The following is a 14,777-nucleotide window of genomic DNA, read 5'->3' on the forward strand; positions in this document are numbered from 1 at the left end:
AGGGAGTCGAAGGCGCGGTCCCCACGGGTCGCCCCTCCGACGGAGGAGGACCCATGACCCTGTACACGCGAGAGGCCGGCGAGGGCGAGCCGGTGCTGTTCGTGCACGGCAACCTGTCCGACGGCTCCGCCTGGGAGGAGCAGCTGCACCTGCTGCCGCCCGGTTACCGGGGCATCGCCCCGGACCTGCGCGGATTCGGCCGCAGCGACCCGGCGCCGATCGACGCGACGCGCGGCGTCGGCGACTTCCGCGACGACCTCCTCGCCCTGCTCGACGAGCTCGGCCTGGAGTCGGTCCACCTCGTCGGGCACTCCATGGGCGGCGGCGTCGTCATGGACCTGGCCACCCGGCACCCCGAGCGCGCGCGGACGATCACGCTGGTCGCGCCCGTCAGCCCGTACGGCTTCGGCGGCACCCGCCTCGACGGCACGCCCTGCACGCCGGACTTCGCCGGATCGGGCGGCGGCACGGCCAACCCGGACCTGGTCAAGCTCATGCGGGAGGGCGACCGGACCGACGGGCACCCGGTGTCGCCGCGCAACGTCGTCCGGACGCTCTACTTCCCGGGCGCCGAGGCCGTGCGGAGCGAGGAGGAGCTGCTCGACGGCATCCTGCGCACCCGGGTCGGCGACGACCACTACCCCGGCGACGCGACGACGTCCCCGCACTGGCCCGGCACCGCGCCCGGCGCCCGCGGGGTGCTGAACACGATGTCGCCGAAGTACTTCGACTGGAGCGCCTTCCCGGACTCGGGCTGCCGGGCCCCGGTGCTGTGGGTGCACGGCGATCGGGACGCGGTCGTCTCCGACACCTCGATGTGCGACCTCGGCCACCTGGGCGCGCTCGGGTACGTCCCCGGCTGGCCGGGCGAGGACGCCTTCCCCGCCCAGCCCATGGAGGCCCAGACCCGGCGGGTCCTCGACCGCTACGGCGCCTACCGGGAAGAGGTGATGGCCGGCACCGGGCACTTCCCGTACGCCCAGCGGCCGGAGGAGTTCGCCGCGCTGTTCCACGCGCACCTGGCGGGCTGAGCCGATGGCCTGGCGCATCGAGGAGGAGCCGCCGCCCACCAGCACGCGCGGGCGGCCGCTGTCGGCGAAGGGGGAGCGCACCAGGCGCAGCCTGCTGGACGCCGCCGAGCAGGTGTTCGGCGCCCTCGGCTACCACGACGCGTCGATCGTGAAGATCACCGAGGCGGCCGAGGTCGCGCAGGGCACCTTCTACATCTACTTCCCGGGCAAGCGGCAGATCTTCGACGAGCTCGTCGCCGACCTGAACCGCCGGGTGCGCCGCGCGATGTCCGAGGGCGCCCGGCAGGGCCGCACCCGCGCGGAGGCCGAACGGCTCGGGTTCCGGGGGTTCTTCCGGTTCACCGCGGAGCACCCGGCGCTGTACCGCATCATCCGGCAGGCGGAGTTCGCCGCGCCGGACGCGCTCCGCCGGCACTACCAGGCGATCGCGGACGGATACGTCGCCGGGCTGCGCGGCGCGATGGACGCCGGGGAGATCACTCCCGCCGACCCGGAGGTCGTCGCCTGGGCGCTGATGGGCGTCGGCGAGATGATCGGCATGCGCTGGATCCTGTGGCGGGACGACGCCGAGGCCGGCGAGGTGCCGGAGCACGTCTTCGAGGAGATGTACGCCTTCGTCCGGCGCGGGCTGGGTGCCTCGTGAGCCTCGGGCGCTGGATCCGCGACCGGGCACGCACGACGCCGCGCCGGACCGCGATCGTGTTCGGGACCGAGGAGATCACCTACGCCGAGCTGGACGACCGGTCGGAGCGACTGGCGTCCGGGCTGGTCGCACGCGGCCTGCGGCCGGGGGACCGGGTCGCGACGCTGACGGACAACCGGCCGGAGCACGCCGAGCTGTTCTTCGCCTGCGCCAAGGCCGGCCTGATCCTCGTCCCGATGAACGTCCGGCTGACCGTGCCGGAGCTCGCCTACCAGATCGCCGACGCCGAACCGGCGATGCTGTTCACCGCGCCCGGCCTCGCCGCCCCGCCTTTCGGCGGCCCCGTCCTGGACCTGACCCGCGCGGGCCTCGACGCCGTCGCGGCGGACCTCCCGACGGCGGACCTCCCGACGGCGGACCTCCCGACGGCGGACCTTGCGACGGCCCGTTCCGGGACGAACGGCCTTCCCGGCGACGGGGGTCCCGGCCCGGACGCCGGGCTGCTGATCGTCTACACCTCCGGCACCACCGGCCGGCCCAAAGGAGCGCTGCTCAGCCACGCGAACTGCTTCTGGACGAACCTGTCGCTCGACCGGGGCTGCGAGCTGCGGGAGGACGACGTCGTCCTGCAGGTGCTCCCGCAGTTCCACGTCGGCGGCTGGAACGTCCAGCCGCTGCTCGCCTGGTGGAAGGGCGCCACCGTCGTGCTCGAGCCGTCCTTCGACCCCGGTCGCGCGCTGCGGCTCATCGCGGAGCGCCGGGTGACCACGATGATGGGCGTCCCGGCGACCTACCAGTTCATGGCGGCACAGCCGGAGTTCGCGACCGCCGACCTGTCCTCGCTGCGGTGCGTGGTCGTCGGCGGAGCGCCGATGCCGGAGCCGCTGCTGCGCACCTGGCTGGACCGGGGAGTGCGGATCACCCAGGGGTACGGGCTCACCGAGGCCGCCCCGAACGTCCTGTGCCTGCCGCCGGAGGAGGTCGCGGGCCGGGTCGGCTGGGCGGGCAAGCCGTACCCGCACGTCGACGTGGCGCTCCTCGGCCCGGATGGGCCCCTGGACGGGCCGGGCCGCGGCGAGCTGGTCGTGCGCGGGCCGAACGTCTTCACCGGCTACTGGCGCAACCCCGCCGCGACCCGTGAGGCCGTCCCGGACGGCTGGCTGCGCACCGGCGACGTCGCCGAGCGCGACGCGGAGGGCTTCTACCGGATCTGCGACCGGGTGAAGGACATGTACGTCTCCGGCGGCGAGAACGTCTACCCGGCTGAGGTCGAGTCGGTGCTCGCCGCGTTCCCCGGCGTCGCCGAGGTCGCGGTCGTCGGGGTGCCCGACGAGCGCTGGGGCGAGGTCGGCTGCGCGTTCGTCGCCGGGGACGTCCCGGTCGACGCGCTGCTCGCGCACTGCCGGGAGCACCTCGCGGCGTTCAAGGTGCCCAGGCACGTACGGCTGGTGCCCGCGCTGCCGCGGTCGGCCGTCGGCAAGACGCTCAAGAACGAGCTCCGCTCGGGGTTCGCCGGATGATCGGCCTGGCCGCCACGGCGGCGTACCTGCCGTCCCGCTGGACGCCGGCCGCGGAGATCGCGCGGCGCAGCGGCATTCCCGAGGACGTGCTGGTCGAGCGGTTCGGCCTGCGCGGCAAGCACGTCGCCGCGCCGGACGAGCACGTCAGCGACATGGCGGCGACGGCCGCCCGCCGCCTCATGGACGAGCGCGGCCTCGCCGCCGGCGACGTCGACGCCCTGGTCTACTTCGGCTCGACGTGGAAGGACTATGCCGTCTGGCACGCCGCCCCGCGCGTCGCCCACCTGCTGGGCCTGCGGCGGGCGGCGGTGTTCGAGATGGCGTACGTGTCGTGCGGGGCACCGGTCGCCGTGCGCTTCTGCCGGAACCTTCTTCGCGCCGAGGAGGAGCTCACCACCGTGCTCGCGGTCGGCGCCTCCCGCGAGTCGTACCTGATCGACTACAGCAACCCGCGCGCCCGCTTCGCCTACGACTTCGGCGACGGCGCGGTGGCCGCGCTGTTCACCCGGGATCAGGGCGCGGAGGTCCTCGGCTGTCACATGCTCACCGACGGGTCGTTCTCCGGCGACGTCATGGTCCCGGCGGGCGGCAGCGTCGCCCCCGCCGACGCCGGGACGGTACGCGGGCGGCGGCACTTCCTCGACGTGCCCGACCCCCGCTCGCTGAAGGAGCGCCTCGACCCGGTCAGCCTGCCGAACTTCGTCGCGGCGGCGGCCGGCGCGCTGGCCCGCTCGGGCGTGGACCGCGCCGACTTCCTGTGCGCCCTGCACGTCAAGCGCTCCCTGCACGACGCCCTGCTCAAGGAGCTCGGCCTGCCGCCGGACCGCGCCGAGTACCTGGACGACACGGGGCACATGAGCGGCGTGGACCCGCTCCTCGCCCTCGACCGCGCGGCACGGACGGGCCGTCTCACACCCGGCGACCACGTCCTCCTCCTGGCCGCCGGCACCGGTTACACGTGGGCCGCCGCCGTGATCCGCTGGACCGGGTAGCGGCCTGCCGAACCTCGTGTCGGATTCCCGCCAGTCCGGTGGGGCGTTTCCGCGACAGAGTGGAGGCATGAGCTCACAGAACACCGCGTCGCAGGTGAGGCGGCAGGTGGACGCCGCGGACTGGGCGGCGATCGCCGAGGAGTTGGACGAGTACGGCTGCGCGCTGACGCCCCGGCTGCTGACCTCGGAGGAGTGCCACGCCATCGCCGGCCTGTACGAGCGGGCGGAGCTGTTCCGCACGACGGTCGACATGGCCCGTCACCGGTTCGGCTCGGGGGAGTACCGCTACTTCACGCACGACCTGCCCGAGCCGGTCGCCGAGCTGCGCCGCGCCTTCTACCCGCGCCTGCTGCCGATCGCCCGCGACTGGGCGGCCCGGCTCGGCCGGCCCGCCCCGTGGCCCGACGACCTGGACGAGTGGCTCGCGATGTGCCACGCCGCCGGACAGGGCCGGTCCGCCCAGATCCTGCTGCGCTACCGGGAGGGCGACTGGAACGCGCTGCACCGCGACGTGTTCGGCGACATGCTGTTCCCGCTCCAGGTCGTCATCGGTCTGGACGAGCACGGCACCGACTACACGGGTGGCGAGTTCCTGCTCGTCGAGCAGCGGCCGCGCGCCCAGTCACGGGGTACCACCACCGTGCTCCGGCAGGGCCACGGCCTCGTCTTCACCACCCGCGACCGGCCGGTCCGGACCAAGCGGGGCTGGTCGGCGGGCGCCGTGCGACACGGCGTCAGCACCGTACGGTCGGGCCACCGCCGCGCCCTCGGCCTGGTCTTCCACGACGCCGCCTGAGCCCGCAGCTCAACGGGGGATCGCGAACACCGCCGCCGCGGTGACCGCACGCTCCTCCAGGTTGGCGGTGCCCGCCACCTCGTACCGGGCAACGGCCGTGAGGCCGTCCGGCAGGTAGGGCCGCAGCGGATCCCCCAGCAGGACCTCCACGCCGCGTCGTCGCTGCGCGCGCAGGAACGTCATCATGGCCCCGGCGAGGTCAGCGTCGTAGCAGACGTCGCCGGCGAGGATCACGTCCACTCCGTCGAGGTCGCGGTCGAGGACGTCGTCGGCGAGGACGTCGACGTGTACGCCGTTGAGCGCGGCGTTCAGGCCGATGGCGGTCGCGGCGAGGGGGTCGATGTCGCAGGCCGTGACGGACCGGGCGCCCGCCAGGGCCGCGCCGATCGCCACGAGGCCGGACCCGCTCGCCAGGTCCAGGACACGCCGCCCGGCCACCGACTCCGGATGGTCGAGGACGTGGCGAGCGAGGGCCTGGCCGCCCGCCCACGCGAACGCCCAGAACGGCGGCGGTACGTCCGAGTCGGCTCCGCCGCGCTGCGTCGCCTCCCAGGCCGCGAACGGCTCATCGGCGAGGTGCAGGGAGATCTCCGGGACCAGGGGAGGGGCGCAGACCCGGGTCAGTGCCCGGACCGTCGCGGCGTCGCCGTCCGTCACGGCCGGCTCCGCGAACAGGGGATCACGTGGGTCACCCTATCCAGGCACCACCGGCGACGCGGTACGGGTTCGCTGGCAGGCGGTGCGGGTTCGTCGGCAGGCTGCCCGGGTTGGCCGGCAGGCGGTGCGGGTTCGTGGCGATGCCGTGCGGGCCCGCCCAAGGCGTCGGCGATTCCGCTCGCCACGCGGCCGTCCTGAGGTGGAGTCCCCGTAGCAATCGCCAAAATCCAACGACCCTATAGCTGACCTGCGCTTATGTGCGGCTGTTCGACGTGGTCGGCAAGGCCCTCACCCCCAGGATCCGGGACCTGGGCAAGATCACGCTGCTGCGCGACGACACCCCGGCGGCCACCACCGCCCGCTACCCCCACGCCGGGAAGCTGCTGGCCGACCGGTGGAACGAGGACCTGATCCGCGCGATGTATCCGGACCTGCTGCGGGTCGACGGGTCGCTGAATTTCGGGGAGGCCACCGCCTCGCTGATCGTCGGGAAGTGGTCGGCGGCCTCGGGACAGAACACCCTGGCGGCGCGCTGAAGGAGTGGGGGCGGATGCGCCGCACCATCCACGCCGCCCGCTACCTGCCCGACCCGATCTACCGGCGGAAGATCTCCCGGCAGCGCAACAAGGGCGAGAGCCTGCACGTGCTGCGGCGCGACCTGCACTACGTCCAACAGGGCACCATCGTTCGCCCACACCTGCAGGACCAGACCGAGCAGGCGTGGTGCCTGACTCTGCTGACCAACGCGGTGATCACTTGGACGACCGAGTACTACGGCAAGGCGATCGGGACCTTGCGGGACCAGGGCCGCGACATCGGCGACGAGCTGTTGTCGTTCATCGCCCCCGGCCGCCGGGAGAACATCAACTCCTTCGGCTTCATCAGCGTGGACATCGAGGATGAGCTCGCCAAGCTTGTGGAGGGATGGCGGCCGCTGCGGCCCACCACCGTCAACGAGGCCGGCACCACCTTCATGCTCGCCCCCTGAGAGCGCCCACCTCAACCGGCCTGGGTGGAAGAGCGCTGGGGCCCGGTGACCGTGGTGGTCGTGCCGGGGCTGGTCAGGGTGTCGGGTCGGGCCCTTTAGGTTGAAGGCGGAGCTTAGGGGGTTCGTGTGCTCGGGGCGGGGGCTGTGAGGATGCCGTTGAGCAGGACGAGGAATTGCCATCGGCTGCGGGCCTCGGGGGTGCCTGAGACCAGTTCGGCGGTGGCGGCCGTAATGTGCGGATGCCGGTCGGGCCGGATGGTGCGCAGTGCGGTGAGGAAGGCTTGCCATTCCTGCGCGGCGTTGGGGTCCTGGTTGCGGGTGCCGTGTTCGACGGCGGTCGCGGTGGCGAGCTGGAGCAGCAGGTCCACTCCCCAGGCTGCGCGTTCAGTGTCCATGCCGCCTTCGTACAGGACACTCATCAATGCCTCGATGAGGTCGAAGTAGTTGCGGCCGCGTGGCCGTGACACCAGCGCGGAGCGGGCGAGGTTCGGCCGCGTGTAGAGGATGTGGATGTAGGAGGCAAGGATCTTCATCAGGCGCTCGCGCCAGTCCCCGGGGGCCGTCACAGGGGCGAGGTCCACTTCTCCGAGCATCTCGTCCAGCATCGCGGCGTGCAGTTCGTCGGCGTTGCGGAAGTAGACGTACAGCGAGGCCGGCCCGGTGTCGAGTTCCCGGGCCAGGAGCCGCAGCGTCACCTGGTCGTGCCCCTGGTTCATCAGCTTGACGGCCGCAGCGACGATCCCGTCCGCGGTGAGGGCCGGCTTGGCGGGCCTGTCGCGGCGGCTGCGGGGGGATGCGTCAGGGGCAGGCATGACACCACAGTACCGAACATGTTCGGCGCTGTACAAATCGTAGAGCCGCGCCCGACTTACCGAGTCATTGCTCAGTGTGATTATCTACGCACTCGCTGCGTAAATCCAGGTTCGGTGAGGAGCGTAGCTCGTTACATTCGCCCGGGCGCATCCGGCATCGCTGGTGTCGGCGGGCGTTTCGCCGGTCGTCGAGCCCGCCCGTCGAATGGGTGGGAACCATAGCGAACGAACTTGTTCTTAGCGAACATGTTCGTTAGCTTGTGGGGACAGCGACTCTTCGACCGCTTTTGGAGGAATCATGTCGACCTACATCACCAACGTCCGCGTTTTCGACGGTGAGCACGTCTTGGACGCCCGCACTGTGGGCATCGACGGAACCGAGATCGTCTCTGTCGGCCAGCAGCCGCCGCAGGACGCCGAGCTCGTCGACGGCCAGGGCGGCACGCTGCTGCCGGGCCTGATCGACGGTCACGTCCACACCTCGCTGGAAGGGCTGCGGCTCGCATTGGCGTTCGGGGTCACCACCGAGCTGGAGATGCAGGGGTACTGGACGCCTGAGCAGCGAGCACAGATCGGCGCCGACGACGAGATCGCCGACGTCCGGTCCGCCCTGCTCGCTCTGATGGCGCCCGGAGGACACCCCAGCGAGCTGATGGGCGACCTCGGCGATCACGCCCCCGACAGCGGCGGCTGGACCATGCCCTCGGTATCGACCCCCCAGGAGGCCGTGGCCTACGTCAACGCGCGAGTAGCCGAAGGCGCCGACTACATCAAGGTCATGATCGAGGACGGTGCGGTCATGGGGCACCCCGGCCTACCGATGATCAGCACCGAGACCCTGAAGGCAGGAGTGGCCGAGGCACACCGGCTCGGCAAGCAGGTCATCGCCCATGCCCTGACCGTGGCGGCCACGCAGCAGGCCCTGGACGTCGGCGTGGACGGCTTCGCGCACCTGTTCATCGACCAGGCGCACACACCGCAGATCATCGCCGCCATCGCCGACGCCGGCGTCTTCGTCACCCCGTGCCTGGCCGTCAGCGCCTCGGTCATGGGCGGTACCGGCGTTGTGCTCGCCGAGGACCCCCGGGTGGAACGGCGACTGCCCGAGCCCTGGCTCGAAACGCTGCGCGGGACCTTCAACACCTTCCCGGACGGGCGCTTCGAGGACGTCCTCGGTTCCGTCGCGGCACTGCGCGACGCGGGCGTCGACATCATCGCCGGCACCGACTCCTCGGTTCCGGTGCCCTCCCACGGCGGCGTCGTGCACGGCGCGAGCCTGCACCACGAACTCCAGCTATTGGTCCGAGCGGGCCTCAGCCCTCAGGAGGCGCTTCGCGCGGCGACCGGCACACCGGCCCGCAGGTTCGGCCTCACCGACCGAGGCCGTATCGCCTCCGGAGCACGAGCCGACCTGCTCCTGGTCGACGGCGATCCCACGACCCGCATCGGCGACTCCCTGTCCATCCGAACGATCTGGCGCCGCGGTACCGCCACGGCAGCGCACTGAACGGCCAACGCACCGGGGGCCTCGACCAGTGCCCCACCTAGGAGTGATCCATCATGTCGGCACCAACACCCGCCCCCACGGGCGCCGCTCAGCCGGCCGAGCCCGCCGTGCCCAAGAACGTCCGCTGGGTGCTGCTGGGGATCCTGCTCGCCATGCTGCTGGCGCAGCTGGACGGGCTGATCGTCGGCACCGCCATGCCCACCATCGTCAGTGAGATCGGAGGGCTGGACCACATCTCCTGGGTGGTCACCGCCTACACCCTCACCATGGCCTGCTCGACCCCGATCTGGGGCAAGCTCGGCGACCTTTTCAACCGCAAGCTGATGTTCCTTTCCTCGATCGTGCTCTTCCTGATCGCCTCGGCCCTGTCCGGGGCGTCGACGACCATGACCGAGTTGATCATCTTCCGTGCGGTCCAGGGCGTCGGCGCAGGCGGGCTCGCCGCAGGAGCGTTCGCGCTGATCGGCGCACTGCTGCCGCCCCGCGAACGCGGCCGGTACCAGGGCATGGTCGCCATCGTCATGGCGCTCGGCAGCATCGGCGGCCCGCTGGTGGGCGGTCTCATCACCGGCCACCTCGGCTGGCGGTGGGCGTTCTACATCAACCTCCCCATCGGGATCATCTGCATCGTGTGGTGCCAGCTGCTGCTGCACGTCCCGTCGGTCCGCAAGGAGAAGGCCGTCATCGACTGGCTGGGCATCACGCTGTTGACCAGCACGATCGCCGCGACTGTGCTGGCCTTCACCTGGGCGGGCAGCACCTACGCCTGGGAATCCTGGCAGATCCTCGCCCTCGCCGCCGGGGCCGCCTCCGGGTTGGCTCTGTTCATCGCCTCCCAGAAGCGGGCCGCTAACCCGCTCATGCCGCTGCGGATCTTCACCGAGATCCGCAACTTCCCGCTCGCCTCCCTGTTGCTGATCGTCGCGGGCGTGGCCATGTTCGGCGCCACGCTCTACTTGCCACTCTTCCAGCAGACCGTGCAGGGCGCCTCGGCCACCAACTCGGGTCTGCTGCTGGTCCCGATGATGGCCGGCACCGTCATTGCCTCCAACATCGCCGGGAAGGTGATGACCAAGACCGGCAAGTACAAGATCTTCCCCGTGCTCGGCACCGCGTCACTGGTGGTCGGCATGTACCTGCTGTCGACCATGGACACCGGCACCGCCCGGTTCACCACCAGCCTGTTCATGGTCCTGGTCGGCATCGGCACCGGCTTCACCCTTCAGATGGCCAACACCATCGCCCAAAACAGCGTGGAACTGCGCGACATCGGAGCCGCCTCCGCCGCCGCGACCCTGTTCCGCACCGTCGGCGGCTCCCTCGGCGTCGCGGTCTTCGGCTCCCTGTTCACCGGCTCCGTCCAAGACCACGCCGCACCAGGCGAAGGAAGCACCAACCACCTCGCGCACATGACCGCCGCAGCAAAGGACGCCTACCTCCACGCCGTCGCCCACGCCACCCACCAGATCTTCCTCGTCGGCGCAGCCATCGCCGCCGTCGGCCTCATCGCCGCCACCGCCATCGAAGAAGTACCGCTACGTGCCAAGCCCGGCAGCGGTCCCGCTCCCGCCAAACCCGCCACCCCACAACCAGCCAGCAAATAGCTTCCGGACAGGGCCACCGCTCCCCGACCTCCCTCAGCCGCTACTCCCGGCCCTCCATCCAGGCCCTGGACCAGGGTCACCCAGCGGATCGGTCGAGATCGTACGATCACCCGACATCCCCTTTCGTCGTTGTTTCGGGCCCCGTCTTCCTACGAATCGTTCTCGACGATCCCGCCGGCGGCGTGAGTAGGGGAATACTCAAATCGCGCGTTCCCGGCGCCGTCGGCCGGGGAGCGCGTCAACGGCCGGAAGCGGACCGTCCGGACCATTCCGTCAGGTCGCGGCCCTCGATCGCGGCGGCCATCAGGTCGGGGAACGCGTCCGGCGTGCAGGCGAAGGCGGGAACGCCCAGGGAGGCCAGCGCGACGGCGTTCGCGTGGTCGAACGCGGGGGCGCCGTCGTCCGAGAGCGCCGTCAGCGCCACCATCCGCGTGCCCGCGGCGGTCAGGGCCGCCACCCGCTTCAGCATCTCGGCGCGCGACCCGCCCTCGTACAGGTCGCTGATCAGGACGAGGACGGTCTCGCGCGGGCGGGTGATCAGGCGCTCGCAGTAGGCCAGGGCCCGGTTGATGTCGGTGCCCCCGCCGAGCTGCGTGCCGAACAGCAGTTCGACCGGATCCCGCAGCCGGTCGGTGAGGTCCACCACCGCCGTGTCGAACGCGACCAGTGACGTGCGCAGCGTCGGCATCGAGGCCAGCACCGCGCCGAGCACACCCGCGTGGACGACTGACGCCGCCATCGAGCCGCTCTGGTCGACGCACAGGACGATGTCGCGTTCGACGGTCCGGCGCCGCCGTGCGTACCCGATCAGGTGGTCGGGGACGACGGTCCGGCGCGCCGGGACGTAGTGGCGGAGGTTGGCGCGGACGGTGCGGTGCCAGTCGACCTCGGAGGCGCGCCGGGGACGGCGCCGCCGCGCGGACCGGTCGAGGGCGCCGTCGACCGCCGACCTCAGGCGCCGCGCGAGGCGGTCCTCCAGCCGACGGACCACCGCGCGGACGACGGCCCGCGCGGACTCCCTGGCCCGCTCGGGCAGTACCCGGTTCAGCGACAGCAGAGTGCCGGCCAGGTGGACGTCGGGCTCCACCGCGTCCAGCATCTCGGGCTCGAGGAGCAGGCGGGTCAGGTCGAGGCGTTCGACGGCGTCCCGCTGCATGATCTGCACGACGGTCGACGGGAAGAACGCCCGGATGTCGCCCAGCCAGCGGGCGACCTGCGGCGCGGACGCGCCGAGCCCGGCACCGCGGCCCCGCCGCCCGGCACCCCGCCCGCCCGTGCCGTACACCGCGTCCAGCGAGGCGTCCATCCTCGCTTCCTCACCGGTCAGCGCCGCGCCGGTGGCCTCGGCCGCCTCACCGCCGAGCACCAGCCGCCAGCGTCGCAGCCGCTCCTCGTTCGCCTCCGCGTCGGCGGTCACGGCCGCCCCCTTCCGTCGTCCGGCCGCGACTCCACCCGTCCGGCCGCCCCCGGCCGATCTCCCGGACCGGGTTTAGCCTGCGATCGCTCGAGGTCAGCCTGCAGGCTGCCGTGATCCGTCCGGGGATCGACGGGATCCCCCGGTGGGTTGGCGGGATCCGCCGGTGGATCAGCGGGATCCGCCCGTGGGTTGCCGGGATCTGTCGACGGGCTGTGGGGATCCGCCTGGGGGTTGCCGGAATCGGCCTGTGCGCCGCCGAGGATGCCGATGACCGTGCGTACGGCCGGGGCGGCGCGTTCGAGATCGAGCGCCTCGTCTTCGGGGAGGCCGGGAGCCGAGGCGGTCCCGATCCGGGCCACCCGCTCCCCGATGGACCGGCGCTCCGGCCCCTCGAAGGTTGCGAACGTCCGGCGCAGCAGCGGTAGCACGGCGGTGAAGGACTCCGGCGGCAGACCGGCGATCCAGGCGTCCACCAGACCGAGCAGCCGGTCGTCGTGAACGAGGATCAGCCCGCCACCGGACAGGAACCCCTCGATCCAGGCGGCCGCGCGAGCCGGTGACGCGCCGACCGACACGGCGCGCGCCATCCGGTCGCCGATCCCGCCCACGGTCCGGTCCGCGCCGTCGCTCCCGTGTGCGGAGCCGTCCGTGTCGTCGACCGGCCCGCCACCCGGCAGCCGGCCGTCGGCCGGCCTCTCGTCGACCAGCCCGCCGTCCAGCAGCAGCCGGGTGAGTCGTCCCTCGATGAGGCCGTGCAGGCCCGGGCGGTCGATCAGGGTGGCGAGCATCCCGTACCAGCGTGCGCTGTGCTCGCCGTCGCCGAGGAGCGACAGCGCGTCGTGGACGTCGTCCACGTGGCCGAGCAGCGCGCGGGCCGCGTCGTCGTCGAGGCCGGTCACCTCCGCGGGCAGCCCGACGCAGATGCGAACGACCAGGCCGTCGACCACGGTGCGGAGCGGTTCGGCCGACGTTCCCCGGACGTCGCCGTAGCGCAGTGTGCGGACCAGCGAGGGCAGTGCCGCCATCAGGTGGGCGACGTCGGTGTCGGCCGCCGCCCGGTCCGCGAGCGCGGCCATGACGGCCGGCAGCGCGTCGCCGAGGTCGGCGGGCAGGCACCGCTCGGCCAGCGCGGTGAGCTCGGCGAGACCGCCGGCCTCGGCGGCCAGCGCCCGTGCCCGCGCGGACGCCGCGCTTCGCACCGTCAGGCCCCACGCCCCGGCATCGACGAGCCGGACGTCGAACTCGGGCCGCCACGCCAGCGTCCAGGTCTCCCGGAAGGTCCCCTTGCCGCGCCGGGACTCGCCGGGCTCCCCCCAGGGGACCTCCAGCAGCCGGAGCCGGTGCAGCAGCCGGCTGCGGTCGAGATCGACGGGCCTTCGCAGGTCCAGGTCGAGTTCCTTGGCGGACGCCGACGGCTGGAACCGCAACCGCCGCTGTTCGTCCCGCAGGTCCCGCTGCAGCGGCACCATCGGCGCACCATCGGGTACGGCGCCGAGGCGCTCGCCGACGACCATGCGGCGCTGGATCAGGTCCAAGGGGAGTTCGGCGCCCTCGCAGAGCACGGCGAGCGCCGCCTCGGTGACCTCCGCCAGCCCGGCGAGCGGCCGGTCGCGCAGGGCGGCGAGCGCGTTCGCGAGGCGCACCGCCTCGATGACGTGGGCGGACGACACGGGCAGGTCCTCCGCCCGGAGCACCGCCGCCACCGCGGTGAACCAGCGCTCGATCGGGCGGTCGGGCGCGGTGAACAGGTGGTGATACCACCCGGGGGACGTGACGCCGGCGCCGTACCCGGAGCGGCTCGCCAGCCGGCCGTACGACCACGGCACCCAGGTCATCGCCACTCTCGTCGCCGGCAGCCCGCGCAGCGCGCGGTCGTCACCCGCGGCGGTGGGCGTGCCGGCCGAGCGGGCGGGGCCGAGCGCGGCGGCGATCGCGGGCACGTGCCAGGCGCCGCAGACGACCGCGATCCGCTCGTACCCGTCCTTGAGGGCGCGGTGTACCGTCCGGCGCATGTACGCCTCGCGCCGCTCCTCCCATCGCAGGTCGTCCTCTGGCAGGGCCGGCGCGTGCTCCCGGAGCGCGGCCATCGCCTCGGCGACGGCCTCGAAGGGCGCGGGGCCGCCGCCGCGGTGCTCGACGACGTCCTCCCACCAGCGTTCGGCGTCGTCGTGACCGGCCGCCTCGGCCAGCCGGGCCAGCGGATCGAGCCGTACGGCCACCGCCACGCCGGAGTCCTCGCCCGGCACGGTGCCGCGACCGGATCCGTCCCCCGGCACCGTGGCCCCGCCGGGTCCGTCGTCCGGAGCCGTGTCGCCACCGGGTCCGTCACCTGGAGCCGTGGTGACGCCGGGTCCGTCACCCGGCGCTGTGGCGTCGCCGGACCCATCGCCCGGCTTCAGGGCGACGCCGGATCCGTCGTCCGGTCCGGGAGCGTCACCGGTATCGGCGGGGACGTCCTCCGGCGGCCGGTCCGCGAGCAGGTGCGCGGCGGGCAGGTCGCAGAAGCGCACGGGCACCTTCGCCCGGAGAGCGTGGCGGATCGCCTGCCATTCGGGGCTGAACTCCGCGAACGGCCAGAACGCCGCCCGCCGCCCATCCCCGCCGTCCACGGCGTGAGCGAGCAGCGCGACCGGGGGCACCATGCCGGGGTCGGCGGCGAGATCGACGATGGCGTCGGCCTCGGGTGGTCCTTCGATCAGGACGACGTCGGGCCGCATCTCCTCCAGGGCGCGGCCGAGCGCCCGCGCCGAACCCGGGCCGTGATGCCGGATCCCGAAGATCCGGACGCGCTCGTGGGCGGGGGCGGCCAC

General features: G+C 72.6%; 13 protein-coding genes. 9 read left to right on the forward strand and 4 right to left on the reverse strand.

Annotation, left to right across the window (positions count from 1 at the left end; genetic code table 11):
* The first annotated feature begins 53 nt into the window (after positions 1–53).
* The 5 genes from NDW01_RS32270 (at position 54) to NDW01_RS32290 (ending at position 4,982) form a co-directional block, all read left to right on the forward strand.
* The gene (locus NDW01_RS32270) at positions 54–1,031 is read left to right on the forward strand and encodes an alpha/beta fold hydrolase (protein ID WP_252828135.1); all 978 of its coding nucleotides are present in this window, start codon (positions 54–56) and stop codon (positions 1,029–1,031) included.
* 4 nt (positions 1,032–1,035) lie between these two features.
* A complete protein-coding gene (locus NDW01_RS32275; protein WP_252828136.1) occupies positions 1,036–1,674 on the forward strand; it encodes a TetR/AcrR family transcriptional regulator in 639 nt (212 codons plus the stop codon).
* Complete coding sequence (locus NDW01_RS32280; RefSeq protein WP_252828137.1) at positions 1,671–3,194, forward strand: acyl-CoA synthetase; 1,524 nt, start codon at positions 1,671–1,673, stop codon at positions 3,192–3,194. The genes NDW01_RS32275 and NDW01_RS32280 overlap by 4 nt, the downstream gene beginning before the upstream one ends.
* Positions 3,191–4,186 carry a 3-oxoacyl-ACP synthase gene (locus NDW01_RS32285; protein ID WP_252828138.1) on the forward strand — a complete coding sequence of 332 codons (996 nt, stop codon included), beginning with the start codon at positions 3,191–3,193 and terminating at the stop codon, positions 4,184–4,186. Before NDW01_RS32280 ends, NDW01_RS32285 begins: the two co-directional genes overlap by 4 nt.
* A gap of 67 nt (positions 4,187–4,253) precedes the next feature.
* Positions 4,254–4,982, forward strand: a complete 729-nt coding sequence (locus NDW01_RS32290; protein ID WP_252828139.1) for a 2OG-Fe(II) oxygenase — start codon at positions 4,254–4,256, stop codon at positions 4,980–4,982.
* Positions 4,983–4,991: 9 nt separating this feature from the next.
* Here NDW01_RS32290 and NDW01_RS32295 read toward each other — a convergent pair whose 3' ends face one another.
* Complete coding sequence (locus tag NDW01_RS32295; protein WP_252828140.1) at positions 4,992–5,639, reverse strand: class I SAM-dependent methyltransferase; 648 nt, start codon at positions 5,637–5,639, stop codon at positions 4,992–4,994.
* Between the two features lie 257 nt (positions 5,640–5,896).
* Here NDW01_RS32295 and NDW01_RS32300 point away from each other — a divergent pair, with 257 nt between their 5' ends.
* Both NDW01_RS32300 and NDW01_RS32305 read left to right on the forward strand, forming a co-directional pair.
* Complete coding sequence (locus NDW01_RS32300) at positions 5,897–6,175, forward strand: transposase (RefSeq protein WP_252828141.1); 279 nt, start codon at positions 5,897–5,899, stop codon at positions 6,173–6,175.
* Positions 6,176–6,189: 14 nt separating this feature from the next.
* Positions 6,190–6,627 (forward strand): transposase, encoded by a 438-nt coding sequence (locus tag NDW01_RS32305; RefSeq protein WP_252828142.1) that lies wholly within the window; start codon positions 6,190–6,192, stop codon positions 6,625–6,627.
* A gap of 113 nt (positions 6,628–6,740) precedes the next feature.
* Here the strand turns inward: NDW01_RS32305 and NDW01_RS32310 are convergent, their stop codons facing one another.
* On the reverse strand, positions 6,741–7,439 hold the full coding sequence (locus tag NDW01_RS32310) for a TetR/AcrR family transcriptional regulator (protein ID WP_252786173.1): 699 nt from the start codon (positions 7,437–7,439) through the stop codon (positions 6,741–6,743).
* A gap of 298 nt (positions 7,440–7,737) precedes the next feature.
* Between NDW01_RS32310 and NDW01_RS32315 the strand changes: the two genes are divergently transcribed.
* A complete protein-coding gene (locus NDW01_RS32315) occupies positions 7,738–8,946 on the forward strand; it encodes an amidohydrolase family protein (protein WP_252786172.1) in 1,209 nt (402 codons plus the stop codon).
* A 53-nt stretch (positions 8,947–8,999) separates the two neighbouring features.
* Positions 9,000–10,550, forward strand: coding sequence for an MDR family MFS transporter (locus NDW01_RS32320; protein WP_252828143.1), 1,551 nt, complete (start codon positions 9,000–9,002; stop codon positions 10,548–10,550).
* A 238-nt stretch (positions 10,551–10,788) separates the two neighbouring features.
* Here NDW01_RS32320 and NDW01_RS32325 read toward each other — a convergent pair whose 3' ends face one another.
* Both NDW01_RS32325 and NDW01_RS32330 read right to left on the reverse strand, forming a co-directional pair.
* The gene (locus NDW01_RS32325) at positions 10,789–11,967 is read right to left on the reverse strand and encodes a VWA domain-containing protein (RefSeq protein ID WP_252828144.1); all 1,179 of its coding nucleotides are present in this window, start codon (positions 11,965–11,967) and stop codon (positions 10,789–10,791) included.
* A complete protein-coding gene (locus NDW01_RS32330) occupies positions 11,964–14,777 on the reverse strand; it encodes a DUF5682 family protein (protein ID WP_252828145.1) in 2,814 nt (937 codons plus the stop codon). Before NDW01_RS32330 ends, NDW01_RS32325 begins: the two co-directional genes overlap by 4 nt.

This window comes from Actinoallomurus soli, assembly GCF_024055715.1.
GTDB classification, from domain to species: domain Bacteria; phylum Actinomycetota; class Actinomycetes; order Streptosporangiales; family Streptosporangiaceae; genus Actinoallomurus; species Actinoallomurus soli.

Coding starts and splice junctions, on each gene's coding strand:
- NDW01_RS32270 (WP_252828135.1), top strand. CDS start 54: ATGACCCTGTACACGCGAGAGGCCGGCGAGGGCGAGCCGGTGCTGTTC.
- NDW01_RS32275 (WP_252828136.1), top strand. CDS start 1,036: ATGGCCTGGCGCATCGAGGAGGAGCCGCCGCCCACCAGCACGCGCGGG.
- NDW01_RS32285 (WP_252828138.1), top strand. CDS start 3,191: ATGATCGGCCTGGCCGCCACGGCGGCGTACCTGCCGTCCCGCTGGACG.
- NDW01_RS32290 (WP_252828139.1), top strand. CDS start 4,254: ATGAGCTCACAGAACACCGCGTCGCAGGTGAGGCGGCAGGTGGACGCC.
- NDW01_RS32305 (WP_252828142.1), top strand. CDS start 6,190: ATGCGCCGCACCATCCACGCCGCCCGCTACCTGCCCGACCCGATCTAC.
- NDW01_RS32310 (WP_252786173.1), bottom strand. CDS start 7,439: ATGCCTGCCCCTGACGCATCCCCCCGCAGCCGCCGCGACAGGCCCGCC.
- NDW01_RS32315 (WP_252786172.1), top strand. CDS start 7,738: ATGTCGACCTACATCACCAACGTCCGCGTTTTCGACGGTGAGCACGTC.
- NDW01_RS32320 (WP_252828143.1), top strand. CDS start 9,000: ATGTCGGCACCAACACCCGCCCCCACGGGCGCCGCTCAGCCGGCCGAG.